At 68.0% G+C, this 23,215-nt stretch carries 21 protein-coding genes; 13 read left to right on the top strand and 8 right to left on the bottom strand.

Annotation, left to right across the window (positions count from 1 at the left end):
- Window positions 1-20 precede the first annotated feature (20 nt).
- The 5 genes from LL946_RS10785 to LL946_RS10765 form a co-directional block, all read right to left on the bottom strand.
- Window positions 21-1,493, bottom strand: a complete 1,473-nt coding sequence (locus tag LL946_RS10785) for an MFS transporter (protein WP_404380494.1) — start codon at window positions 1,491-1,493, stop codon at window positions 21-23.
- A 72-nt stretch (window positions 1,494-1,565) separates the two neighbouring features.
- Window positions 1,566-1,802 (bottom strand): hypothetical protein, encoded by a 237-nt coding sequence (locus tag LL946_RS10780; protein WP_404380492.1) that lies wholly within the window; start codon window positions 1,800-1,802, stop codon window positions 1,566-1,568.
- A gap of 20 nt (window positions 1,803-1,822) precedes the next feature.
- Window positions 1,823-2,404: a DUF2306 domain-containing protein gene (locus LL946_RS10775; protein ID WP_404380490.1), complete on the bottom strand. Its 582-nt coding sequence runs from the start codon at window positions 2,402-2,404 to the stop codon at window positions 1,823-1,825.
- Window positions 2,405-2,556: 152 nt separating this feature from the next.
- The gene (locus tag LL946_RS10770; RefSeq protein WP_404380488.1) at window positions 2,557-3,246 is read right to left on the bottom strand and encodes a hypothetical protein; all 690 of its coding nucleotides are present in this window, start codon (window positions 3,244-3,246) and stop codon (window positions 2,557-2,559) included.
- Between the two features lie 187 nt (window positions 3,247-3,433).
- Window positions 3,434-6,214 carry a LuxR C-terminal-related transcriptional regulator gene (locus tag LL946_RS10765; RefSeq protein WP_404380486.1) on the bottom strand — a complete coding sequence of 927 codons (2,781 nt, stop codon included), beginning with the start codon at window positions 6,212-6,214 and terminating at the stop codon, window positions 3,434-3,436.
- A 465-nt stretch (window positions 6,215-6,679) separates the two neighbouring features.
- Between LL946_RS10765 and LL946_RS10760 the strand changes: the two genes are divergently transcribed.
- The 7 genes from LL946_RS10760 to LL946_RS10730 all read left to right on the top strand — a co-directional run bounded on the left by LL946_RS10760 (window position 6,680) and on the right by LL946_RS10730 (window position 12,348).
- Window positions 6,680-7,126 carry a MarR family winged helix-turn-helix transcriptional regulator gene (locus tag LL946_RS10760; protein ID WP_404380484.1) on the top strand — a complete coding sequence of 149 codons (447 nt, stop codon included), beginning with the start codon at window positions 6,680-6,682 and terminating at the stop codon, window positions 7,124-7,126.
- Window positions 7,127-7,401: 275 nt separating this feature from the next.
- Window positions 7,402-7,737: a rhodanese-like domain-containing protein gene (locus LL946_RS10755; protein ID WP_404380482.1), complete on the top strand. Its 336-nt coding sequence runs from the start codon at window positions 7,402-7,404 to the stop codon at window positions 7,735-7,737.
- 36 nt (window positions 7,738-7,773) lie between these two features.
- Entirely contained in the window at window positions 7,774-8,364 is a 591-nt protein-coding gene (locus LL946_RS10750; RefSeq protein WP_404380480.1) for a YceI family protein, read from the top strand.
- Between the two features lie 572 nt (window positions 8,365-8,936).
- A complete protein-coding gene (locus LL946_RS10745; RefSeq protein ID WP_404386861.1) occupies window positions 8,937-9,275 on the top strand; it encodes an FAD-dependent oxidoreductase in 339 nt (112 codons plus the stop codon).
- A gap of 103 nt (window positions 9,276-9,378) precedes the next feature.
- Window positions 9,379-10,266, top strand: coding sequence for a hypothetical protein (locus tag LL946_RS10740; RefSeq protein ID WP_404380478.1), 888 nt, complete (start codon window positions 9,379-9,381; stop codon window positions 10,264-10,266).
- 225 nt (window positions 10,267-10,491) lie between these two features.
- Window positions 10,492-11,148 carry an MFS transporter gene (locus tag LL946_RS10735; RefSeq protein ID WP_404380476.1) on the top strand — a complete coding sequence of 219 codons (657 nt, stop codon included), beginning with the start codon at window positions 10,492-10,494 and terminating at the stop codon, window positions 11,146-11,148.
- 108 nt (window positions 11,149-11,256) lie between these two features.
- Window positions 11,257-12,348, top strand: a complete 1,092-nt coding sequence (locus LL946_RS10730) for an IS110 family transposase (RefSeq protein ID WP_404380474.1) — start codon at window positions 11,257-11,259, stop codon at window positions 12,346-12,348.
- Between the two features lie 304 nt (window positions 12,349-12,652).
- Here LL946_RS10730 and LL946_RS10725 read toward each other — a convergent pair whose 3' ends face one another.
- From LL946_RS10725 to LL946_RS10715, 3 genes are all read right to left on the bottom strand, one after another.
- Window positions 12,653-13,006 carry an alpha/beta fold hydrolase gene (locus LL946_RS10725; protein ID WP_404380472.1) on the bottom strand — a complete coding sequence of 118 codons (354 nt, stop codon included), beginning with the start codon at window positions 13,004-13,006 and terminating at the stop codon, window positions 12,653-12,655.
- 988 nt (window positions 13,007-13,994) lie between these two features.
- A complete protein-coding gene (locus LL946_RS10720) occupies window positions 13,995-15,398 on the bottom strand; it encodes a serine hydrolase domain-containing protein (protein WP_404380470.1) in 1,404 nt (467 codons plus the stop codon).
- A gap of 98 nt (window positions 15,399-15,496) precedes the next feature.
- Window positions 15,497-16,126, bottom strand: coding sequence for a DJ-1/PfpI family protein (locus tag LL946_RS10715; RefSeq protein WP_404380468.1), 630 nt, complete (start codon window positions 16,124-16,126; stop codon window positions 15,497-15,499).
- A gap of 166 nt (window positions 16,127-16,292) precedes the next feature.
- Between LL946_RS10715 and LL946_RS10710 the strand changes: the two genes are divergently transcribed.
- The 6 genes from LL946_RS10710 (at window position 16,293) to LL946_RS10685 (ending at window position 23,088) form a co-directional block, all read left to right on the top strand.
- Window positions 16,293-17,252 carry a GlxA family transcriptional regulator gene (locus tag LL946_RS10710; protein WP_404380466.1) on the top strand — a complete coding sequence of 320 codons (960 nt, stop codon included), beginning with the start codon at window positions 16,293-16,295 and terminating at the stop codon, window positions 17,250-17,252.
- 443 nt (window positions 17,253-17,695) lie between these two features.
- Window positions 17,696-20,407 (top strand): LuxR C-terminal-related transcriptional regulator, encoded by a 2,712-nt coding sequence (locus LL946_RS10705; RefSeq protein ID WP_404380465.1) that lies wholly within the window; start codon window positions 17,696-17,698, stop codon window positions 20,405-20,407.
- Window positions 20,408-20,520: 113 nt separating this feature from the next.
- Window positions 20,521-21,210, top strand: a complete 690-nt coding sequence (locus LL946_RS10700) for a hypothetical protein (RefSeq protein ID WP_404380463.1) — start codon at window positions 20,521-20,523, stop codon at window positions 21,208-21,210.
- Window positions 21,207-21,893 carry a DUF2306 domain-containing protein gene (locus LL946_RS10695; protein ID WP_404380461.1) on the top strand — a complete coding sequence of 229 codons (687 nt, stop codon included), beginning with the start codon at window positions 21,207-21,209 and terminating at the stop codon, window positions 21,891-21,893. The genes LL946_RS10700 and LL946_RS10695 overlap by 4 nt, the downstream gene beginning before the upstream one ends.
- A 35-nt stretch (window positions 21,894-21,928) precedes the next feature.
- A complete protein-coding gene (locus tag LL946_RS10690) occupies window positions 21,929-22,132 on the top strand; it encodes a hypothetical protein (protein ID WP_404380459.1) in 204 nt (67 codons plus the stop codon).
- Entirely contained in the window at window positions 22,129-23,088 is a 960-nt protein-coding gene (locus LL946_RS10685; RefSeq protein ID WP_404380457.1) for a lysostaphin resistance A-like protein, read from the top strand. The genes LL946_RS10690 and LL946_RS10685 overlap by 4 nt, the downstream gene beginning before the upstream one ends.
- Window positions 23,089-23,215: the final 127 nt, after the last annotated feature.

The following is a 23,215-nucleotide window of genomic DNA, read 5'->3' as shown; positions in this document are numbered from 1 at the left end:
ATGTGGACGATGTTGGCTTGTCAGTGGAGTGAGACCCGCGGAGAGCTGCGGAATTTGGGCAAGAAGGCGCGGGCTGGGGGAAGCAGGAACACCGCCAGTGCGGCAGCGAGGAGGCTTGCGACGGCGGCGACGAAGAACGCCTGGCCGATGCCGTCCGCGAGTCCGTCTTGGGATGCGCCTATCGAGGTGGTCGCGATCGTTACAAGCACCGCGACGCCCAGGGAGCCGCCGATCTCGTGGCCGGTTGTGTTCAACCCGGACAGCATGCCGACCTCGTCGTCATGGGCTCCGGTCATGACAGCGACGGACACAGAGACCAGGACGATCCCCAGTCCAAGGCCGAGAACAGCCATTCCCGGCAGAATGTCGGGCAGATAGGCAGCTTGCGCACCCACGTTGGACAGGAAGAGCATCCCTGCCGAAGCGACCGCGAAGCCGACGACCATGGGAACGCGGATGCCGCGGCTGCCGATGAGTTGTCCCGCGAGATGCACACCTATGGCCAGCGTGGCGGCCATGGGCAGGAACGCAAGACCGGTGCCGAGCGGGTCTGTGTCAAGCACGCTCTGCAAGTACAACGAGACCAGCAAGAAACTGCCGAAGAGCAGGGCGGAGGCAGTGAGCATCAGCAGGAATCCGGCTGAGACCGCCCGGTCCGCGAGGGTCGCGATGCGGAGCAACGGCCGCGAGGTGCGAGTCTCCACCGCGGCGAAGCCCGCCAGCCCCAGCAGACTTGCCAGTCCCAGTCCCCAGGTCTGAGCCGAAGTCCATCCCACACTGTCGGCTTGGGAGACGGCGTAGACCAGCGTTCCCAAGCTCGCTGAAGCCAAGATAGCGCCCGGTAGGTCCAGGCCACGCCAACGCGCTTCCCGATCGTCCTGCGCTACGAGGCGCTGTGCCCCGACAGCGAGGACCAAACCGACCGGAAGGTTGATGAAGAAGATGGCCCGCCAGTCGATGTACTGCGTCAGCACGCCACCGAAGAGCACCCCGACAGCCGCGCCGGCTCCGCTGACAGCACCCCATGCCGCAAGAGCGGACGCTCGAGCCTGACCTTCCCGGAACGTGGCCATGATGACGGAGAGCGCGGCCGGGGACACCAGCGCCGCTCCCAGGCCTTGGCCTGCGCGGGCAACAAACAGACCTGAGCCGGTGGCGACCATCGCGGCGGCGAACGACGAAGCGGTGAAGATCGCCAGGCCCGTGAGCAACGTTCGCCGGCGCCCAAGGAGATCGGCCGCGCGACCCCCCAGCAGCAGAAGACTCCCGAACACCAAGGAGTAGCTGGTGATCACCCACCCGATGTCGGAAGAACCGATACCCAGGTCTGCGGCCATCGAAGGCAGGGCAACGTTCACTGCCGAGATGTCCAAGATCACCATCAACTGTGCGACAAGCATCAGCGACAACAATGTTCGACGTGAACGTGCGCTGTGAGGGGTCCCGATGGGCACACCGAGTACGTCGACATGCGATCGGGGGTACGGGGTCATGATGGCAAGCCTTTCTTAAGTCAGACACTGTTGTCTGAACTAGTGAAGCACACTTTCACCCAAGAAGCCGTGTCACGGCGAAGGTCGAGCTACCCCGTCGGAGTTGTCGGGTGGGTCAATGGTCACGACCGAGATGAGGGTGGCGCCGATATCGCGCACCTTCGCAAGCAGGCCGTGCAACGCGGCTTGGTCGGTCACCAGTCCGCGCAGGGTGGTCGTGCCGTCGTCTTCGCGAATGAGGGCCATCTGGTCGAACCAGGTTGACCAGTGTTCGTCGAGGTGGCCCTCGACTCGGAGCTCGGTGTACACGGGCGCATTGGGGGGTCGGCTCATCGCGAACCCGTCAGCGTTGTGCGCGTGGCAGCTCGGCGTGTACGGCGTGTGGTGGGGCGGCGGATCATCCATTCGGCGACGGCGGCGTTGATGACCCATCCTGAGCTGACCGAGAGAGAAGTGCTCAACTCACTGACCCCGAAGAGCCCTTCGCCGATGCCCTGAGTGAACACCTGGGTGCCGGCGGCGACCGCAAGGGCGTAGGCGCGAACCATCCAGGCACGGTGGGCGGTGATGTCGCGGCGTCGGATCGCGGTGAATCCGAGGACGATGCTGGCGGCCATCGCGGTAGCGACGAGGAGCCGGACTGCCCAGAGCAGGTCCCCGCCGGGGGCGCCGGTGTAGAACAACGTCATCCAGAGCCCGGAGACCGCGACCAGCATGCCGGCCCCCACCAGCAGGCGACCGGAGCGGCGGTGCCAGCTGGGCCGGCCTCGCCGTAGCCGAGCGGAGAACTGGAGCGACCCGAGGAAGGCATAGACGGCCGCCGCGATGATGTGCACCACCACGGGAGCCGGGACGGCGTCGATGCGCGGGTTGGCGGGCAGTATGTGCGGGCCGCCGGCGATCTCAATCACCCGGAGGGACCCGGCGATGACCGGGATCAGACTGAGAACGATCAGCGCGGCGGGGACGACCCATCTGGTCCTAGCCGCAGATACATTCCCGGTCCCCTTCCCGGAGTGGTGGGTCTCGTGCCGCGGCGTGTCGACCGAGCCGGTGGGCGAGGTCATTGAGAGCTCGCCGCGGTGAGGGGCCGGTCATCGGCACCGGTCGGCACCGTTGTGGTCTCGGTGCGCGTGGTGAGCCACAGCGAGTAGCCCAGGCCGATCATGGCGATGGAGTTGGGGAAGGCCAGGAACCGGTAGAAGGCGTCGGGCAGGACGGCGAGCGTGACGGTCAGGAGGCTGGCGACGGCGAGGAGCGCGGACGCCCAGCGGGCGAGGACGCGTGCTCGGTACAACGCGACACCGAAGATGAGGCCGCCGCCCAGAAAGGTGATGCCGGAGACAGCGAGCACGGCCTGCATCAGGCCGATGTCGCCGGTGGCCGTGCCGTTGGTGGCTGCGGCGAGGACGTCGTTGACGTAGCCGGGGTCGGTCTCAGCGATGGAGGGAAGGACGAACGCGCTGACGAAGGTTACGCCAACGAGGATGATGTAGCCGGCGCCGAAGACCAGGTAGCCGATCAGGCCCAGCAGTCCGATCTCCTTTACCTGGCGCAGGTACATGCCGGTGATGCCGGCCAGGGCGAGGGCCGCCATCACGATTTTCAGCGAGTTGCGGACGGCCCACTCTGTGGTGACGGCGGCGGCGGCGTCCGAGTGAGGGTGGTTGATCTGGACGCCGATGAAGATCACTCCGGCGGCGACGGCGGCGACGGCGGCTGACCGGATGAGGCTGGAGGAGGTGATGGTCATGTCCGGTTCCTGTTCGGCTCGGTCCGTGACGGGTGCCGCGGGGATGACTGGAACCTAGGAGTCGACAGGGTGACGTGGCGTCACCACATGATGTGACTGACGTTGTGACACCGACACGCGACAGAGCAACTGGCCTCGTCCGTGAGCGGGGCCTCGTGGCCAGAGAGACATGAAGTGTCGATCGGGCCTAGAGCAGCCCTCGTTCGCGGGCGCGGTGCACGGCGGCCGCTCGTGTGTTGGCGTCAAGTTTGGTGAAGATGCGCTTGGTGTGGGTGCGCAGGGTGTTGATCGATACGTAGAGCTCGCGGGCGATCTCGGGTCCGGTCAGTTTGCTGCCGAGCAACCGGATTACCTCGAGTTCGCGTTGGCTCAAGGTTTCCGCCGTGGCCTGCTGGGGCCCCTGGGTGCCGTTGACCGGCTGCGCCCGCTTGAGTAGTCGAAGGGCGCGTTCCCGCACACCGTCGCCGCGTTCGGCACCGGTGACGGGGTCCGTGGTGCTGGCGAGGTGGTTCAGAAGGGTCAGCATCGGGGGGCCCTCGTCTAGGTAGAGCCGCACGTTGCTGTCCGGCTCGGGCGCTTCACTGAGGGCGCGGTTCAGCGCGGCCAGTGCCGCGGGCAGGTCACCGTGGGCGTGCTGGGCGAGAGCCTGCAGCACCCGGATCTCATGCACGCTGCCGTCACGCCCGGCATCGGTGGCGGCGGCGTGCAACCGGCCGAGGAACCCCAGCAGGGCAACCAAGGACGCACCGCGCGCAGGGTCGCTGCGGGGTACGTCGCGGTGCTGAGCGAGCTGGAGCCGCGCGAGCGTCAGGTGCTCGTACTCACGCAGGTAGTCCGCCTCGTCAGCGACGCCGATTCCTCGGACATCGGCCCATCCAACCGCCGACACCAGGACCCCTGCGGCGATCTGGACGCGCGCCTTCATGGCGGCGATCGGACGGATGTCGGGGTAGAAGCCGTGCCGGTACAGAGACTCGGCCTGGTCGAGCAGACCGTTCGCGGCGTCGTAGTCACCGCCAGCGGCGCGCACCTGCGACATGGCCACGAACCACCGGTGCCGGTTCTCGGTGATCGATGTCCGCTCCCCCAGGACCCGCGCCGTCTCGAGATGGGCCTCGGCGCTGGCGAGTTCGCCGAGTTCGCAGTCAAGCTCGGCCAGGGCGACGTGCAGGTCGGCGGTTGCCCGCTGGTACGGATAACCTCCGTTGCTTGCCGCGTGCAGGGCTTGCTCGCACAGCCGGCGGGCGCGGCTGGGTCTGCCCGAGGCGACCCACATGTCGGCGAGCACGATTGTGCTGCCCAGCTCGTCGGCGAAGTTTCCCGCGGCGTGCAGACTGCGGAGCGCCTCGGAGAACGTGGACAGTGCTTCCTTGATGTTCCCCTCCGCCCAGGCGGCCAGACCGAGAAACCCCGATCCGGCACCGCGCACGAAATGGTCCTCGGGCCCGGCCAGTTCCACCGCGTCTCGGGCATGGCGCACGGTGCCGGCGACGTCGCCACGTGCCTGGGCCAGCGATGCGCGGTAGATCGCGATCGTCGCTGGCGCGGTGCGCAGGTCATCGGTGTCCGTCCACGCCGCCGCGAGGTCATCGTCGCGGGCACCGGCGGCCAGCGCCGCTGCTGCGTCGTCGAGCCGGGACTCGAGTCCGTCGAGGTCACCGGACATCATCAGCGACCAGCCGGAAAGGATGCTGAGGACGGGGCTGCGACGGACGACGGGGTCTGGCAACGACCGCGCCCAGGCCAACATCAGGCTGTCGTAGCGAGTGCGGCGCAGCTCGGGCAGCGCTTCCTCCATCATGTGGGCGGCGCGATCGAAGTCTTCGGAGGCGAGCGCGTGCCGGACCGCATCCTCGACGAGGCCGTGAGAGGCGAACCATTCGCTGGCCCGTTGGTGCAGGCTCGGCACGCGTTCGGGGGCCTCGGCGCGCAGGCGTGCTCGGAGGACGTCGGCGAACAGGTGGTGGTAGCGGTACCAGGATCGCTCGGTGTCGAGCGGAACGAGGAAGAGATTATCTCGCTCCAGATCCTCCAGCATCCGGGTGCCGTCGGCGCGGCCTGTGAGGGCGTCGCACAAGGGGCCGGCGAGCCGGTCGAGTACGGCGGTGGCGAGCAGGAAGTCGCGAACCTGGGCGGGTTGCCGGGCCAGCACCTCGTCGGCGAGGTAGTCGATGACGAAGCGGTTGCTGCCCGTGAACGCCTCGATGAAGCCGGCGACCTCACCACGCTCGGGGATGCCGCGCAGGGAGAGTGCAGCGAGCTGCAGGCCGGCGATCCATCCTTCGGTCCGCTCCTCGAGCGCGTCGACGTCAGCCGTGGTGAGATCCAGTCCCATGGCGTGGTTGAGGAATTCCCGCGCCTCGGCTGGGGTGAATCGCAGGTCGGCGGTGCGGACCTCAATGAGCTGCCCGCGACTACGCAGCCGGGCCAGGCTCAGCGGCGGATCGGAGCGAGTCGCCATCACCAGTTGCAGGTGATCGGGCAGGTGGTCGAGGAGGAAGGTCACCGCCTCGTGTACTTCGGATGCCGCGATAACGTGATAGTCATCGAGCACCAGAATCCATTGTTCCCCCGGCGCGTGTTCACCGGCGCGGGTGACGTCGTTGAGGACCACGGTTAGCGCATTGGAGGTGGAAGCGGTGTGCAGGGACTCGAGGACAGTCGGGTCGACACCCAGACCGACACTGTTGAGGGACGCCACCACATGCGTCATGAAGCGAGTCAGGTCGTTGTCCGCGTCGTCCAGGGAGAGCCACCCGGCCCGGGTGTGCGGCTGGCGTTGAGCCAAGTGTGCGAGCCAGTCGCTGAGCACGGTGGTCTTCCCGAACCCAGCGGGTGCGGATACGAGAGTCAACCGGTTGCCAGCATCAAGGGTGGCGTCCAGTCGCCCGGTGAGTCTTGGGCGCGCGACGAGTTGCGGGCGCCGGGCCGGCGCGAACAGTTTGGTCGCGAGGACCGTAGTTGACACTTGTGGATTATAGGGCCGGTCGTGCTCACAGGGCTTGCCGCGGATGTGCCATGAGGTAGTCCGCCCACGGTGCGCGGCCTGTGATTCCTTGAGCGGGCCTGATTGTCATGGGCTGAGTGTTCACCTCGCATTCTCTGCCGCAGAAGAGCAAGACCCGGCGCCGGCATTCCGCCGCGGCAATCGTCCACCGACGTCCGACCGAACTTCGCCCTTCGAGAGCAGCCGACCGAGCGCGCACCGCTTCCTTGCATACCCCTGGCAATCACACTCGCGGGAGACTGCGCGTGTCGCGGCGTTGACTTCGTCCACGTGGTCCGGTGCCGGCCGGATACCACCGTGTCAAGCGGTCCGACACTTGCCCTTCCTCAGAGCTGGCAACCCCGGCCGGGCGGACCCACGACCCTTGGACGCCGAGACGCGCGTCCGAAAGTAGGTGCGTGCGCACGTGCTTGATAGCATCAGCACATGACTCAGTTCGACCCCGTCAGCGCGTGGGCGGGCCTGCTGCGCACCCACGCTGCCGTCCTGCCGAAGGTCGAGCGAGCGCTGGCACCCACCGGCTTGCCGCTGACCTGGTACGACGTGCTGCTGGTCGTGAACGCGGCACCTGCGCGCCGCCTGCGCATGACCGAGCTCGGCCAACAAGCTGTGGTGAGCCGCGAGCGCGTCAGCAGGGTTGTCACCGAGCTCGAGCGAGCGGGCCTGGTCGTCCGGGAAGCCAACCCCGACGACAAAAGGTCGTCCTACACGGTCATCACCTCTGAGGGCCGAAAGCGCCTGCGAGCGAGCGCTCCGGTCTATCTCAAAGCCATCGAGGACCACTTTCTCTCTCGGCTGACCGCCGAAGAGACCCGTGTGATCGCCCAAGCACTGGGCCGCGTCGTCTCCGCGGAGGACAACTCCGCCTCCTGAGGCGACCCTCCTGCTCTGGTTCTCGAGCCCAGCGCCACACACTGCCCGGAGTCCCTCCGACCCGTCAGCCGCGAGCCGCGTTCGCGAAGGCGCCCAACTAACTCGCCGACGCTGGCGAGCCTCTCTGCTGCCGGGCACCGGGTCGAGCAGCGAGGGGATCGGTATCCAAAGCGGGCGCCAAAACTTGTATGTGCGTCCGCACGCACCTTGACAAGGGATGCTCCTCGCGGAATTATGTGCGTGCACCCGCAATCACTATCGAGAGAAGCACTCACATGACCGAATACATCACGCGCACCGACCTCGAGGCCCTGGTCGCCAGTGGCGCTTTGGTCCTCGTTGACGCACTCCCCGCGTCCTACTACGACCAGCTTCACCTGCCCGCGGCCCTCAATCTCGTGGAGTCCGACGTCGACACCGAGGCTCCGCGCCTCCTGCCCGACAGGAACGCCACGATCGTCACGTACTGCTCCAACGAGGCCTGCGGTAACAGCCAGGCGGTCGCAAACCGTCTCGAACGACTTGGCTACACCGCGGTGCGCACGTACCGCGAAGGCATCCAGGACTGGGTCGCGGCCGGAAACCCGACCGAGTCGACCCAGGCCGCCTGACCCCATCACTCATCACACCACGTTAGGAGCACCACCATGTCCGACACCACCACCCACGAGGTCTCCCCGACCCACACCGTCGACGGGCACGTCCTGCCGGCACCAGGAGACTGGGCGATCGACCCGGGACACACCGACGTGGCCTTCATCGGCCGCCACTTCATGGTCACCAAGGTTCGCGGCAGGTTCACCGACGTCACCGGCACGGTCGTCATCGCCCCAGACATCAACGACTCCAGGGTCGAGGTATCCATCAACATGGGCAGCGTCGAGTCCGGCAACGTCGACCGCGACGCCCACATCAAGTCCACTGAGCTGTTCGACGTCGAGCAGTTCCCCACCGCCACTTTCCGCAGCACCACGGTCGACTGGCGGGGAACCGGCGGCGTAGTCCACGGCGACCTCACCATCCACGGAGTGACCCGCCCGGTTCCCCTTGCAGTGACCTTCGAGGGACACGTCCGAGACCCGTGGGGTGGCGAACGTGCCATCTTCTCCGCCAAGACCAAGGTCAACCGTGAAGACTTCGGCATCACCTGGAACGTCGCCCTCGAGGCCGGCGGCCTCCTGGTCTCCAAAGACATCCAGATCGAGATCGACTTCGAGACCGTTCTCAACGGCGCTTGACCTCTCGGCGGGTGACGGGGTGACTTGTGCAATCCCCGCCACCCGCCGCACTCGTGGCGCCGGGCCCCGGTCAGGCTCAACGGCGCGTTCTTCAGTGGTCTATCTCGTCATTGATTGACTACCTGGCAGGAAAGCGTCGCCAGCGGCGGTGACTTGCCCAGGATCGGCCGTCGCGGGCCAGACCAGCGGCTTGGGGTCGTCGTCGTGCGTGGACAGGATTACTTCTGTCGCGGCGATCCGTGTCGGAACCGAGTGGAGGCTCCCGCGCTCGAGGGCCTTGTCGGTGAGCTCTCGGAACCAGCGCTCGACCAGATTCAACCGGCCAAGGAACTTCGGCCAGAAGTTCAGGGAAAACCGCTTGTGTCGGCCCAGCCACTGCGGCACGCCTCGCCGTCACCTGCGCGGTCGTCTGCCGGGTCGGGGTCGCCATCGTCGTATATGGCCCCGCAGCCGGTCGCGGGGGCAGCCGGTGTGAGATCTCCCATACATATAGACACTGATCAATTCCTTTTATTCATCGACCCACATCGACATCTTTCAGACATCGATACTCATCTATATAAGGAGCTACTCTGCAACACCCACTCGTCATCATCGGCGCCGGCCCGATCGGGCTCGCCGCTGCCAGCCACGCCCACCACCGCGGGCTGGAGGCGATCATGCTTGAAGCCGGACCGGCCGCCGGCGCATCGGTACGCGAGTGGGGCCATGTGCGCCTGTTCTCGCCCTGGTCGGAGCTCATTGACCCGATCGCGGACAAGCTGCTGACCGAAGGGGGCTGGGTCTCCCCCTCACCTTCGTCGTACCCGACCGGTGCCGAGTGGGTGAGGAGCTATCTTCACCCCTCGCACAGCTTCTTGCGGCGACAGAAGTGGTTTCAGTGCGGTTCGACCATCGGGTCACCGGGGTAGCTCGACTGGGGCGCGACGCGCTGGTCGACGCAGGTCGCGACACCCAGGCGTTCGTGGTCCATGTCCAGACGCCGACGGGCCCGGAGCGGCTATCGCTGCGGCCGTGATCGACGCATCGGGCACCTGGGGCAAGCCGAACCCGCTGGGCTCCGAGGGCTACCCGGCGCTCGGCGAGGCCGAGCACGCAGATCGAATCTCCTACGGCATGCCCGACTTGACGGCACCGCGCATGCATTCGCGATACGCCGGAAAGCACGTCGCCGTGGCCGGCACCGGCGCCTCAGCGCAGAACGTCTTGGTGGCCCTGGCACAGCTGGCTGAGCAGGAGCCCGCGACCCAGGTCAGCTGGCTGGTCCGCCGCCCCGGGACGAGCTTCGGCGGGGGCGACAACGACCAGTTGGTCGAGCGGGGAGCCCTGGGGACCCGCGCTCGGGCTGTCGCCGAGTCCAGCGTCGTCCGCACGCTCACCAGCTTCCGGACCGTCGAGGTCTCCGATGGGATCGACGGCCGCCTGCGCCTTGAGTCCCTCGATGGCCAGGTCGTCGAGGGTGTGGACGAGGTCATCGTGGCCACCGGGTTCCGCCCGGACCTGACGATGTTGAGTGAGGTGCGGCTGGACCTTGACTCGGTGCTGCAGGCGCCGCGTGAGCTGGCTCCGCTGATTGACCCGAACGTGCACTCGTGCGGCACTGTCTACCCGCACGGCGCCAAGCAGTTGGGCCACCCCGAGGCCGGGTTCTACATCGCAGGGATGAAGTCCTACGGCCGGGCGCCCTCGTTCTTGACCCTGACCGGCTTCGAGCAGACCCGCAGCATCGTCGCCGCGATCGCCGGGGACCATGAGGCCGCGGAGCGGGTCGAACTGGTGCTGCCCGAGTCCGGCGTGTGCGGCGGGTCGGGCCAGTTCGACGACGCCGGATCCGTGGGCGGCTGCTGCGCCCCGGCCGCAGCACCGGAGGTGCTCAGCATCGGCCGGGTCCCGATGGCATGAGTCGCCGGCCGGCCGGCGCCGGGTGCTGGTCACCTTGTGCCTGACCCAGGTCACCGGATGGGGTGTGCTGTTCTACGCCTTTCCGGTGCTTCACGGCAGCATCGCGGCCGACACCGGCTGGTCGACCCCGTCAGTGTCCGGTGCGTTCACAATCGGCCAGGTCGTAGCTGCCCTGGTGGCGTAGGCCTCGGCCCGGTCCTCGACCGGTACGGGCCGCGACTGCTGATGACCGCCGGTTCGGCCCTCGCGGTGATCTCGTGCGTGCTGATCGCGACCGCCGACTCGACGGTCGGTTTCGCGGCGGCCTGGCTGGTCGCGGGCATCGCGATGGCCGCAGCGCTCTACGGGCCCGCGTTCGCCGCGATCACCGGCTGGTTCGCCGGTGAGACCAGGCTGCAGGCATTGACAGTCCTCACCGTCGCCGGCGGCCTGGCCAGCACCGCCTTCGCCCCGCTCACAGCGTGGCTGCAGGGCGGACTGGATTGGCGCGCGACGTACCTGGTCCTCGGACTCGGGCTGGCAACGACGATCCCGGTGCACTGGTGGGGCTTGCGCGGCGCGTGGCAGGCAAGCGAGGCGGCGGAGGGCCGACGGCGGTCTCAGCCCAGCCAGGAGGTCCCGACCGCCATCGTGGCGAGCCGGAGCTTCCTCGCCCTCACCGCGGCACTGACGATCACCGGACTCTGTTCCACGGCGGTGGTGGTCAACCTCATCCCCCTGCTGCGTGAGCAGGGAGTGGGGCTGCAGGCGGCCAGCACCGTCCTCGCGCTCGGTGGCCTGGGCCAGGTGGCCGGACGGATCGGCTACGCACCGCTTGCCCTGCGCCTCTCCCCCGTCTCCCGCGGTGCCGTCGTCCTGGGGCTGCTAGACGGTATGACGTGACCCCGCGCGCGTGAGCGGGGTCACGGGCCGGGGCCTCACTCACAAGATTCGTGGGTTACCGAGCAGGGGCTGCCTGCCCGGCCTATCCGACAATGGTGGGAGGCCCCGGTGTTTACCGAGCGTACGAGTGTTGGGCTCGACGTGCACGCTCGTTCTGTTGCTGCGGCCGCGATCGATGGCGTCACGGGTCAGCTGTTCCAATCCAAGCTGACTCCGTCGTATGACCAAATAACGTCCTGGATCGCGAGTCTGCCGGGTCCGGTGGCGGTGGCCTACGAGGCCGGGCCCACGGGCTTTGGGCTGCATCGGGCACTATCCGCGGCGGGGATCCGGTGCGAGGTCGCGGCGCCCTCGAAGCTGCAGAAGCCCTCCGGGGAGCGGGTCAAGACCGACGCGAAGGACGCGATACACCTCGCCAAGCTCCTGCGCTTGGACGAGATCACTCCGGTGTCGATCCCGACCGTCGACCAGGAGGCTGCCCGTGACCTTGTTCGCGCTCGTGAGGACTGCCGTGGTGACTTGATGCGCGCTCGGCACCGGTTGTCCAAACTGTTGTTGCGTCAGGGGATCGTCTATTACGGGGGCAGGGCGTGGACGGGACAGCACGATCTGTGGCTGCGCGTCGAGGCCCTCCCGCATCTGACCACTCGAGCGACCCGGCTGACCTTCGACAACGACTACGAGACCGTGCTGTCGACCAAGGCGCGTCGGGACCGGCTTGACGTAGCGATCGAGCAGATGGCCGCCGACAGCGAGTTCACCGCGACAGTTCACAGACTGGGCTGTCTGCGTGGGGTCAGCACATTGACCGGTTTCGCGCTGGCCGTCGAGATCGGCGACTGGCACCGCTTCACCGGCAACACCATTGGCTCGTTCGTCGGCTTGGTGCCGTCCGAATACTCCTCAGGGTCCTCGCGAGTGCAGGGCTCGATCACCAAGACCGGCAACGGGCACGTTCGCCGACTCCTGGTCGAAGCAGCTTGGCACCACCGGCCTCGCTACACCGTCGGGAAGATCATGCGCGACCGGTGGGAGTTGGCTGCCGCGGCTTCCCGAGCCCGCGGCGATGAGGGTAACCGGCGACTGCACCAGCGATGGATGAAGTTCGACGCGCGCAACAAGAAGATGACGATCGCCAACGTGGCGATCGCCCGTGAGCTCGCCGGCTGGTGCTGGTCACTGGCCGTGCTTGAGGAGTAGCGACCCCACGATCTGCTTCGTCGATCAACCGGGCCTGGTGGCAGCGCTCGGAGCGACCCGCGATTCAGCTATGAGCAACCGTCACGACGGCGACGCTCGCTCCTAGACACGCGATCCCGCTCCTGCCGAAAGCACCGTCCTGCGGTAACCAACCCGCGCATATCAGCCTGACGCGCGTCGCCAACGACACGCTCACCAGCCCCGTCCACGACGACAGCAGGAGGCGCCCGCCCCGATCACCCGGGACGGGCGCCTCACCCTGCCACTTGACAGGAGTCCCTTACATATCAGCTGTACCCGGCCATCAGGTTGGTAGCAGTCGGCTGGTCGGCGGCTTGCCTCCGAGCGCGCTGTGGTGCTGCGTAAGGTCGCTGGCGTGATGGTGGTGGCTTGCACCTGTGCCTTCTCGTCGGGGGAGGTCGGCTGAGGCGAGCATGGTGTAGAGCCGGCCCGGGCCCAACCGGGCGAGCGAGGAGGTCAGCGCCGCCACGCGACCCACCGGGTCGTATGACCCCGGCGATGGCGGGTGCATCGTCGCGCCGACCGGATTGCCGTAGTCGGGTGAGGTGGAGTCGATGAGTGCCATGCCTGCGACCTCGTCGGGGTGCTGCGCTGCGAAGGTCAGTGCGTAGAGGCCGCCGAAGGAGTGGCCGGCCATGAGGTAGGGGCGGGCACGCCGGCTCGGTGGAGCATGGTGTGCAGGTCGGTAGAGATGGCAGCGGCGTCCTGGGGGTGTTGGCGTCCTCCCTCCAACCTCGACCGGCACGGTCGTATACGCAGATCGTCGTTTCGCGAGCCACGGCCGGAGTCACCCAGCCGAGCTGTGCGGCCATGTTGCCGCCTCCGGCCTCGAGAACCACCGTGGGGGTGCCGGTTCCCGTGCAGTTCAGGTGCAGGCGGTGCCCACCTACGTCGATCAATCGACCCGGCATCAAGGCTGAAGACGCGTCGGTGGCGGCGGCGACGGTCTGGTAGGCGCCGCCAACGGCGGCCAGGCCCACGGCACTGATGACCGGGTAGAGCAGCCAGCGCGCGGCTCCGCTGTCGAGGTCGCGTCGCATGCGGACCGCCATCCAGAGCGCGAGTACGAGTAGCACCGGCGGCCAGACCCAGTCGACGGCGGGGTGGGCTGAGGACCCGAGAGCCAGCAGGATGAGGCCGCCTGCGCCCACCACGCCGGCGGGTACCACAGCCCAACGTTGCGGTTGCGCGGTGAACTGCGTGGTAAGCCCCGCCAGGGCCGCCCATCCGATCGCGAAGCCGCAGAGGGCGGCCCCCGTGAGGGCGCTTTCGGTGACCGGCACGACCGGTGCAGCGACCAAAACTGCTGCGGCTACCACCCCGGTGGCCAGTGATCCGAAGACCACCAAGGGCACAGGGGCGCTTCGACGGGGCGGCGAGCCTACTGATGGCGCGCCGGGCGATGTGCTGACCGACGGTGGGGCGACGGTCTGGTCCATGCGGGTGGGGGTCATGGCAAGCTTCCTTTTTGGGGTATGCCGTACGGCAGTTCGCGTCCTCGCTCGCTGCATTTGCGTGGGCCGGCTGGGAGCACCTGGGGTCAATACGTGCGGCCGGTCAGGGCGTGGACGGATCCCGGTGGACATTTCCGGCTCCGCGGCTTCTTGGTGTGATCGCTGCTGGTCCTACTTGCGGTCGGCGAGCATCTGGGAACCGAGCTCGCGGGCGTCGTTGCCGACGTCCCCCAGGACGATGACGGCCTTGCGTCCGGCCCGGTCCAGACCGAGGTAAGCGGCGTAGCCGCTGGTCTGCCCGGCATGGTGGGTGATGGTCTGACCGGTCCCCCAGGTGGAGGTCCACCAGAAGTTGCCGATGCGCTTGTTTGACGTGTCGGTGGCGGTCGTAGGCTCCAGGGCGGCCATGCCGGGGGCTGTGCCCTCGAGGAGCGCGGTAGCGAGTTTCGCGAGGTCCCCGGTGGTGGATACTGCGGCGGCGCCGGGGCTGTAGGCATCGGCATCCATGACCCAGGGCTGCACCGGAAGACCGGTACGGGACCTTCCGCCGGTGACGAGCGCCTGGTCGACCTGGATGGCGGTGTGTGACATGCCGATCGGCTCGAACAGGCGGGTACGCATCAGGTCCGGATAACTCATGTTGGCTGCCGCAGCCACGGCCTGACCGGCAACGGCCGAACCAAGAGTGGAGTAGGCATAGCTGCCTCGACCACTCAAGGCCTGATCCCGGGTCTCCTCGGTCATCTGGTTCATCCCGGCCGTGAAGAAGTTCTGCCCCAGCGGGGCCTTCCACGCGCCGCGTCGCAGGGTTGCAGTACCGAACTCGTCGTATCCGGAGGTGTGGGTGACGAGCTCGTGCATCGTGACGGCGCCCGCGGGTGAGCCCGCCAGCTGAGGAAGGTAGGTGGCCACGGGGGCGTCCATTCGGATTTCGCCGCGGCGCACTGCGTCGGCGATGACCAGACCGGTCATGGCTTTGGTCACCGACCCGACCTCCATCGGGGTCGTGTCGTCGGCACCGATTCCCGCCAGCTGTACCGGCTGGGCCCCATCGAGGTTGACCTCGGCGACCGCCACGTTCTGATAGCCGGCGAGGGTGCCCCGGCTGGATTGCCGGTCCAGGTGCGCCAGCACCGTGGGGTTACCGTTCCGGTCGGTTGCCAGGTTCGGGGACGCCAGCGCGGCCACGACCCCAACCGTCACCGCACCGATGAGTACGGTTAGGACGAGACGGCGGGAGGCCAGGTAGGCCCCAGCCAGCACGACGAGCATGAGGAGCGCCTTCCAGCTGTCGTCCTCGTAATGCCCGTACCGACCGCCGCTCACCGACAGAAGCACCATCGTCGCGGGAATGCCGATCAGGACCGCGGCGACCAACAGTTTCCCGACCCAGCCGTGGGCGAACGAGGCACTGTCTCTCGTCAGCAACGATCGCGGGGACCGGCGCAGAAGCAGGGTCTGGAACGACGCAAGTAGCAGCACCCCCAGCAGTAGTACCTGCACGAACCCCAGACCTAGGAGCGGCCCGGAGAGCAACCAGACAGCCACCAGACCGACCCCTGCGACCACCGGCACGATGCGGTACCGACAAGAGGCGAAGCGGCCGGACTGTGGTGACTGGGGGGACGAGTGTTGCGTAGGCGTGTCGAGGAGAAGGTTCTGTGTGGGGGACATCAGATGCACCTCTGTGCATAGAAGGAACGTACGAGCTCGCCGATGTCGGCGGGCGCCTTCGCCGGAGAGCCGGCGTCGTAGGGGGGTTGGGGGTCGTACTCGAGGGCCAGCTGTACCGCCTGGGCAACAGCCGGCCCGTGGCTCAGGCCCAGCAACGTCAGCGCCAGGTCGATCCCGGCTGAGGCGCCGGCGGAGGTCAGCACCTTCCCGGCCCGCACGACCCGCTGCGCGCTGTAGGTGATGCCCGCGTCGGTCAGGCGCTGCGCCGAGGCCCAGTGGGTGGCGGCGGCGCAACCGTCCAGGACCCCCGCGGCGGCGAGGTAGCTGGACCCGGTGCCAACGCTGATGGTGAACATCGTCGTCAGGTGCACCGCACGGAGCCACTCGACCAGCGCGGGGTCCGGGTCGCACGAACACTCGCTGCCGGGGACGACCACAACATCGACGGACGAGACATCAGCGAGGCACGCCCCCGCTTGCAGCGCACAGAGGCCGGTGTGGTCGATGACGGCACCGGACGTGGCTGCCACGAACACGCTCTCGATGCCAGGCGCGGCATTGAGCACCTGGAAGGTGCCCACCACGTCGAGTGCGGTGAACCGGGGGTAAAGCAGATAGGCAACCTTCATGACTTCAGCGTGTGGCCGACCCGCTCCGGCCACAAGGACACGTTGTTGACGATGTCGGCGGCCGTCCGGCGTACCGTCAGTGCATGGACTCCCCATGAGCGGAGCGAGGACGTCGCTCGCGACCGAGCCGAGCTTCGAGGAGCCCGGCGAACGGCGCGTTGTCGTCGTGACCTTCGACTCGGGACAGATCCTCGACGTCACCGGGCCTCTCGAGGTCCTGTCCCACGCCTCCCGATTCCTGCCCGCTGTCCGCTACCGCTCGCAGGTCGTGACCAAGAGGGGCGGCCAGGTCGTCGCCAGTTGTGGTTTGGAGTTCACCTCCTCACCGATCAGTGAAGTCACCGGTCGGGTCGACACGTTGATCCTGGCCGGTGGCGCCGGTATCGACGCCGCCGTCGCGGACACCGAGCTGCTGGCACAGATACGGCGGCTCGCGGCTGATGCACGGCGCGTGACTTCGGTCTGCTCGGGCGCGTTCCTGCTTGGCGCGGCCGGGCTTCTCGACGGACGCCGTGCCACCACGCACTGGGCCGACTGTGGACGCCTTGCCGACACCTACGCCGATGTGACCGTCGACCCAGACGCCATCTACGTCCACGACGGCAACGTGTGGACCTCCGCAGGAGTCACTGCCGGCATCGACCTCACCCTCGCCCTCGTCGCCGACGACCACGGACGCCAAGCCGCCGCCACCGTCGCGCGCCAACTCGTGGTCTATTTGCAGCGCTCCGGCGGCCAAGCCCAGTTCTCCGCACTCCTTGCCGGGCAAGCAGCCGACACCGCACCGGTTCTCGACCTGCTCTCCTGGCTGCGCGACCACCTCACCGACGACCTGTCCGTCGCAGCACTCGCCCGGCAGATCAACCTCTCCGAGCGCCAGTTCACCCGCGTCTTCAAAGCCGAGGTAGGAGCCACCGCAGCAGACCACGTCGAAGCCGTCCGGCTCGACTCCGCCTGCCGACTTCTGGAAACGACCAACAGGACCATCGAACAGATCGCCAGAACTTGCGGCTTCGGCACGCCGGAAACCATGAATCGAGCATTCCGCAGGCGGCTCAACACCACCCCAGGCGATCACCGCCACCACTTCCGGGGAGACAACTCCGTGCACTCTCATCAGGGATGAGAGGAAACGGAGGCCTTGCCAATTCCAGCGATGCCAGGGCTCCGTTTGCTGGACGAAGGGCCTGCCCGGTGGGCATCTTCGCTGGCGCACGCTCCACCCATCGATTGCCTGGGCTCGTCAGCGCCGCTGTGTCACAGGCCAATTCGTCGCTGAGCTGGACCCTCCCGGAGACCGCCACAGTTGAATGGACACGGCTGACAACTGTTCCCAATCGTCACGACTGAGTTGCCCTCCCTCGGCCCATTGCACGGGTGAAGTGCTTCCACTTCCTCCGGATCCGTTGCGTGAGAAGCGTGTTCACGCACTCGGCGGGCCCGGTTCGCTCCCTCTCGAGCACCGAGGCTTCCCCTGCACCCCAGCGAGCAAGTAGGGCGTCCTGAGCGTTGCCCAGGCGTAACGTGGGGCTCGCCCTGACCGGACGGCGCCTGGTGGAATGAGGACGTGTGACTCTCCCACTTGTTGCGACGAAGCTGCATGTCCCGCCCGAGCGACCCGGGTTGGTGGCACGCCCCCGGCTTCTCGCCCGGCTCGCGCGCGCGGTTCGCGGGAAATTGACCCTAGTCTCGGCTCCGGCCGGGTTCGGCAAGACCACGCTGTTGGCCTCATGGCTCGCCCGGCATGGCGACGACCACGCCGTGGCATGGTTCTCCCTCGACGCAGCGGACAGCGACCCCACCGCCTTCTGGACCGGCGTTGTGACCGCCCTGCGGAGCGCGCTTCCGGGGATCGGCGATCGGACAGCAGAACTTCTCACCACCTCGCCAGCCTCGATGCACCTCGTGCTCCCCGCGCTGTTGAACGAGTTGTCCGAGGCGGGTGAAGTATGTCTCGTGCTGGACGACTATCACCTGGTTGACGACCGCGTGGCCCAGGAAATGGCCTTCCTGCTGGAGCATCTGCCGCCGCAGGCACACGTCGTGTTGAGCACCCGCGCCGACCCTAACCTCCCCCTGGCGCGCTGGCGGGCCGGCGGCGAACTGGTCGAGATCCGTGCCGTCGACCTGCGGTTCACCTCCGACGAGACTGCGACGTACCTCGGCAGGGCCACGAGCCGACAGCTCACCACTGAACAGGTGCAAGCCCTGGAGGACCGCACCGAGGGGTGGATTGTCGCCCTGCAGCTCGCCGCGATCTCGCTCGACGGTCACGCCGACGTCGCCGGTTTCATCGACGGGTTCGCCGGGGACGACCGATACGTCGTGGACTACCTCGTAGAAGAAGTGCTCGCCCACCAGTCGGCTTCGGTGCGTGACTTCCTGCTGCAGTCGGCGGTGCTCGACCGGCTGTGCGGTTCGCTCTGCGACGCGGTCGTCGGCACTGACGACGCGGGCGGGGTGCTGCAAGCCATAGACCGCGCCAACCTCTTCCTCGTCCCGCTGGACAACCGACGAGAGTGGTACCGCTACCACCAGCTGTTCTCCGACGTGCTGCGGGCGCGCCTGCTCGCGGAACGACCCGACCTCGTACCTGTCCTGCACCGGCGCGCCAGCCAGTGGCACGAAGAGCACGACCTGACCGACTCGGCCATCGCGCATGCTTTGGCGTCAAAGGACTTCGACCGCGCCGCGTTCCTCGTTGAGACGGTGGTGCCCGAGGTTCGTCGCAATCGGCAGGAGTCCAAGGTGCATGGCTGGCTCTCCGCCCTGCCCGACGCCACCGTACGGCGCCGCCCGGTGCTCAGTGTCTTCTCGGCCGCCGTGTCTATGGTGACCGGGGACCTCGGTGCGGTCGGCTCGCGCCTCGACGACGCCGAGCGCGCGCTCGCGGCGGCCGACGAAGCCCACCTGTGGGCCGACACCGACGAACTGCGCACCCTGCCGGCGACCATCGCCATCTACCGGGCTTCGATGGCGCAGGCACAGGGCGACGTTGCGGGCACCGTTCGGCACGCCCGGGTCGCCCTGGCACTCGCCGGGCCGCAGGACCATCTGGCCCGAGGTGGTGCGGCCGGCTTCCTGGGCCTCGCGGCCTGGGCGGACGGCGACGTTTCACGGGCGCTCGAGACATTCGGAAACGCCGTGGCGAGCCTGAATGCCGCCGGCAACCATGTCGATGGGCTGGGCGGCACGGTGGTCCTGGCCGATCTGTGGCGCACCTCCGGTCGACCGGCGAGGGCGCGAGAGCTGGGTGCCCTGGCGCTGACCGAAGCCAAGGCCCTCGGCGAGCGAGGGACCAGGGCGACGGCCGAGCTGCACGTCATGCTGAGTGAGCTCGACACTGAAGCCGGGGACCTCGAAGCCGCAGGACGGCACCTCGCGTCCGCCGACGATCTCGCCGGTCGGGCCGCGGTGACTGAGAGCCACTTTCGATACTTCGTTGCCACTGGTCTGCTGGCCGCGGCGGAAGGCGACCTGGCGGATGCGGTCCTCCAGCTCGACCGGGCAGAGCAGCTCCACCGCCCGGGGTTCTTTCCCGACGTCCGACCAATCCCGGCCATCCGGGCCCGGATCCGAGTCAGGCAGGGCCTGCTCGAGCCAGCGTTCGACTGGGCGCGTGAGCGCAGGGTGGCCACCAACGACCCGTCCGAGTACCTGCGCGAATTCGACCATCTCACCCTTGTCCGCCTGCTCCTCGCCGAGCACCGCACCCACCCCGAGGACGGCACCGTGCACGAATTGGTCGGCATGCTCGACCGGTTGCGGGAGGCTGCGGAGTCGTCCGGACGAGCCGGAAGCCTCGTCGAGATCCACATGCTGACTGCCCTGAACCACGACGCGCAGGGACGAAGGTCGCAGGCACTGGGCTCTTTGGCCGAGACCTTTGCAGGCGCACTCGAGCCTGACGCTTACGTCCGGCTTTTCCTGGACGAGGGTGAACCGATGATGGGGCTCCTGCGCGCCGCCGACCAGGCCAAACTGGCGAGCCCTCACGCCCATCGCCTCTTGGCCTTCGCGGCCAACCACAAGGCCTACCGTCTGGGTGTGCGGCACGGGGGCGGAGCACCGCTGACGGACCCGCTGAGCGGGCGCGAGCTGCAGGTGCTCGGCCTGCTCGAGAGCGAGTTGAGCGGTCCCCAGATCGCAGCTGCCCTGTTCATCTCTGCCAACACCCTGCGCACCCACACCAAGCACATCTTCACCAAGCTCGGCGTCACCAGTCGAAGAGCCGCGGTGGTCAGGGCCCGCCAGCGCGGACTGACGCCGGGGTCCGACTGAGCGATCTCACCCACCCAGTCACATCATCGGGTGATGCCGGGACACCCCGTGCATTCGTAGGTTTCGACCAGTACCGCGGCGTTCGCCGTGGACTTGAAACCACGGAGGCCCTCATGCAGATCACCAGCACCAATCTCACCCGAGCGGCCGGCCTGGCCGCCGTCGCCTCCGGACTGCTGTTCACCGCCGTCCAGGTCAAGCACCCGGAGATCACCCTCGACTTCATCACCACCACACAGTGGAAGGTTCGCCAGGGCATGAAGGTCGCCATGGCCACCTTGGCGCTCGTCGGCATCGCGGGGATGTACCTGCGCCAGGTGCGTCAGATCGGCATCCTCGGACTCGTCGGCTACCTGCTCTTCAGCTTGGGGTATCTGGCCATGCTCTGTGTCGAGACGATCGCTCTGGTCGTCACACCCATGATCGCGTCCACCTCCCCCGAGTACGTCGGCGGGATCGTCGCTGTGGCCACCAACGCCAGCTCGGATGCGGACCTCGGCCTGTTCACGGCACTCAACATGTGCGTGGCCGGCGGATACATCGTCGGCGGCCTCGTGTTCGGCATCGCGTTGTACCGCGCCGGCATCCTCGCACGCTGGGCCGGAGCCCTGCTCGCCGTCGCCGCCGTCGCGACGTTGGGGCCCCTTTTCGTGACGATGGTCAACCAACGCCTGTTCGCCGTGCCGAACGGCATCGCGATGATCGGCTTGGGCTGGTCGCTGTGGCGCGAGCAGCGTTCCACAGCAGCCGATGTCCTGCCCAGCAGCGCCCGTGCACAGCTCGACCCGTCCGGTGCCCGGTGAGCACCGGCACCACGGCCGCCACCGCTCGAGCGACCCGGTCGACGGAGTGGGTGCCCTTCGCCCTCGTCGCCCTGGTTCTGCTCCCCGCTGTCGCCGGCTCGCTCCGCCTGGTCGAGCTGGCCGGCGGGCCGCTGCTCCTCCCCGCGAACCCCCGGATGACGTCCTCCCCACTACCCGTCGTGGTACACATCACCTGTGCCGTGCCGTATGCCGTGCTCGGCGCCTTCCAGTTCTCCACCCGCCTCCGGCGCCGCCATCCCGGCTGGCACCGGGCCAGCGGTCGGACCGCGGTGGGACTCGGCATGGCTGTGGCCCTGTCCGGGCTGTGGATGGCGCTGTTCTATGCGCGCCAGCCCGGCACCGGCGAGCTGTCCTTCCTGTTCCGGCTGGCGTTCGGGTCGGCGATGGCCGCCTGCATCGTGCTCGGGTTCGCCGCGATCCGCCGCGGGGACGTGACCACCCACCGGGCGTGGATGATGCGCGGGTACGCCATCGCCCTCTCCGCCGGCACCCAGACCCTGACCTTGGCCGTGGGACCGGCGATCTTCGGCTCCGGCACCCTCACCAAGGACCTCAGCCTGGGCGCAGCATGGGTTGTCAACCTGGCCGTCGCCGAGGTTGTCATCTCCCGGAGCCCACGGCGACGGATGTCGAAGACGCTCGCCGTGGTCGGCTCGCCATGAGCACGCGGGCACCACGTCGATGGCCTGCTGGCTACGTGCTGCGGGTCGACGGCCACCTCGATCCGCACTGGTCTGCCTCGTTCGCCGGTCTGGACCTGAGCCACGGCACGGACGGCACGACCACCCTCACCGGTGCCGTGGCAGACCAGGCCGAACTGCACGGCATACTCACCAAGATTCGCGACCTCGGGGTCACCCTCATCTCCGTGGACACGACCTCCGCGACGGTCTCGCCGTGAGCACCACCGGTACTGCCACCAGCGCGCCCGCGACGGCTTTCGAGATCGCGCCGGTGCAGCTGGGCGACCGTCGGATTCTTCACCCCGGCCGCTGGCGCTGGTTGCGCGCGATGGTCTGGCTCGTGCTGGTGTTCTTCCTCACCTCCGTCGCGTTCGGGCTACCGCTGCAGTGGGCCGTCGACCACCTCCCGCCGGACGACGAGCCGCTGCAGCTCCTCGGTCGGGTCGGCGCGTGCGTGGCGGCATTGTGCTGCTACGCCCTCGCCGTCCGGCTCGGCGAGGGTCGCCGCGCACGTGAGCTGGCGCTGCGGCCCGCACCCGTCGGCCTCCTCTCAGGGGCGCTCCTAGGACTGCTCATGATGACGGCACTCATGGGCGTCCTGGCCGCCACCCACGCCTACGACGTCACCATCGTCGGGTCCGCACCGGCAGGGACCGGGGCCGGCCTGGCCCTGCAGGCCGCCGTCACCGAAGAACTGTGGATGCGCGCCCTGCTCTTCCGGCTGATCTGGCGAGCCTTCGGCCCCCTTCCGGCCCTTGTCGTCGTCGCCGTGGTCTTCGGCGCCCTGCACCTGGCAAACCCTGGAGCCAACGCCCTCGCAGGCGCCACCGTGACGATGGCGGGCGTCATGTTCTGCGCCCTGTACGCCCTCACCGGCCGGTTGTGGGTCCCGATCGGCGTACACGCCGCCTGGAACTTCACCCAGGGCTACCTGTTCGGCGCAGCCGTCTCGGGCGGCGACCTGGGCGGCTCGGTCGCTGTCAGCACCGTCCGCGCAGGGGCGCCGACCTGGCTGACCGGCGGAGCCTTCGGACCCGAGGCATCAGCGGTCGCACTCGCACTCATCACCGCAGTGACGGTCATGGCGTGGATGCAGGTTCGCCGTCTCGCCCGCCTCACACAGGACGTGCCCGGCCCCGAACTGCGGGCCGGAAGCGAGAACTTGCCTTTATGAGGCGTGCCCGCTCAGACGCCACCCAAGGAACCTCACTCCGGGCCGCAGTGGGTCACCACCCCTTCTGCGGCTGGGGTGTGCGTGCTGTCGACGCCGCAAACCCAGTGGGATCACCGACTCGATCGCG

It is taken from the genome of Knoellia locipacati (assembly GCF_044791685.1).
Classification (GTDB): Bacteria; Actinomycetota; Actinomycetes; order Actinomycetales; family Dermatophilaceae; genus Knoellia; species Knoellia locipacati_A.
The sequence above is the reverse complement of the archived record's forward strand: the minus strand, read 5'-3'. Positions and strand labels throughout refer to the sequence as shown.

Coding starts and splice junctions, on each gene's coding strand:
- LL946_RS10785 (WP_404380494.1), bottom strand. CDS start 1,493: ATGACCCCGTACCCCCGATCGCATGTCGACGTACTCGGTGTGCCCATC.
- LL946_RS10770 (WP_404380488.1), bottom strand. CDS start 3,246: ATGACCATCACCTCCTCCAGCCTCATCCGGTCAGCCGCCGTCGCCGCC.
- LL946_RS10760 (WP_404380484.1), top strand. CDS start 6,680: ATGACTCAGTTCGACCCCGTCAGCGCGTGGGCGGGCCTGCTGCGCACC.
- LL946_RS10755 (WP_404380482.1), top strand. CDS start 7,402: ATGACCGAATACATCACGCGCACCGACCTCGAGGCCCTGGTCGCCAGT.
- LL946_RS10750 (WP_404380480.1), top strand. CDS start 7,774: ATGTCCGACACCACCACCCACGAGGTCTCCCCGACCCACACCGTCGAC.
- LL946_RS10735 (WP_404380476.1), top strand. CDS start 10,492: ATGACCGCCGGTTCGGCCCTCGCGGTGATCTCGTGCGTGCTGATCGCG.
- LL946_RS10725 (WP_404380472.1), bottom strand. CDS start 13,006: ATGGCCGGCCACTCCTTCGGCGGCCTCTACGCACTGACCTTCGCAGCG.
- LL946_RS10715 (WP_404380468.1), bottom strand. CDS start 16,126: ATGAAGGTTGCCTATCTGCTTTACCCCCGGTTCACCGCACTCGACGTG.
- LL946_RS10700 (WP_404380463.1), top strand. CDS start 20,521: ATGCAGATCACCAGCACCAATCTCACCCGAGCGGCCGGCCTGGCCGCC.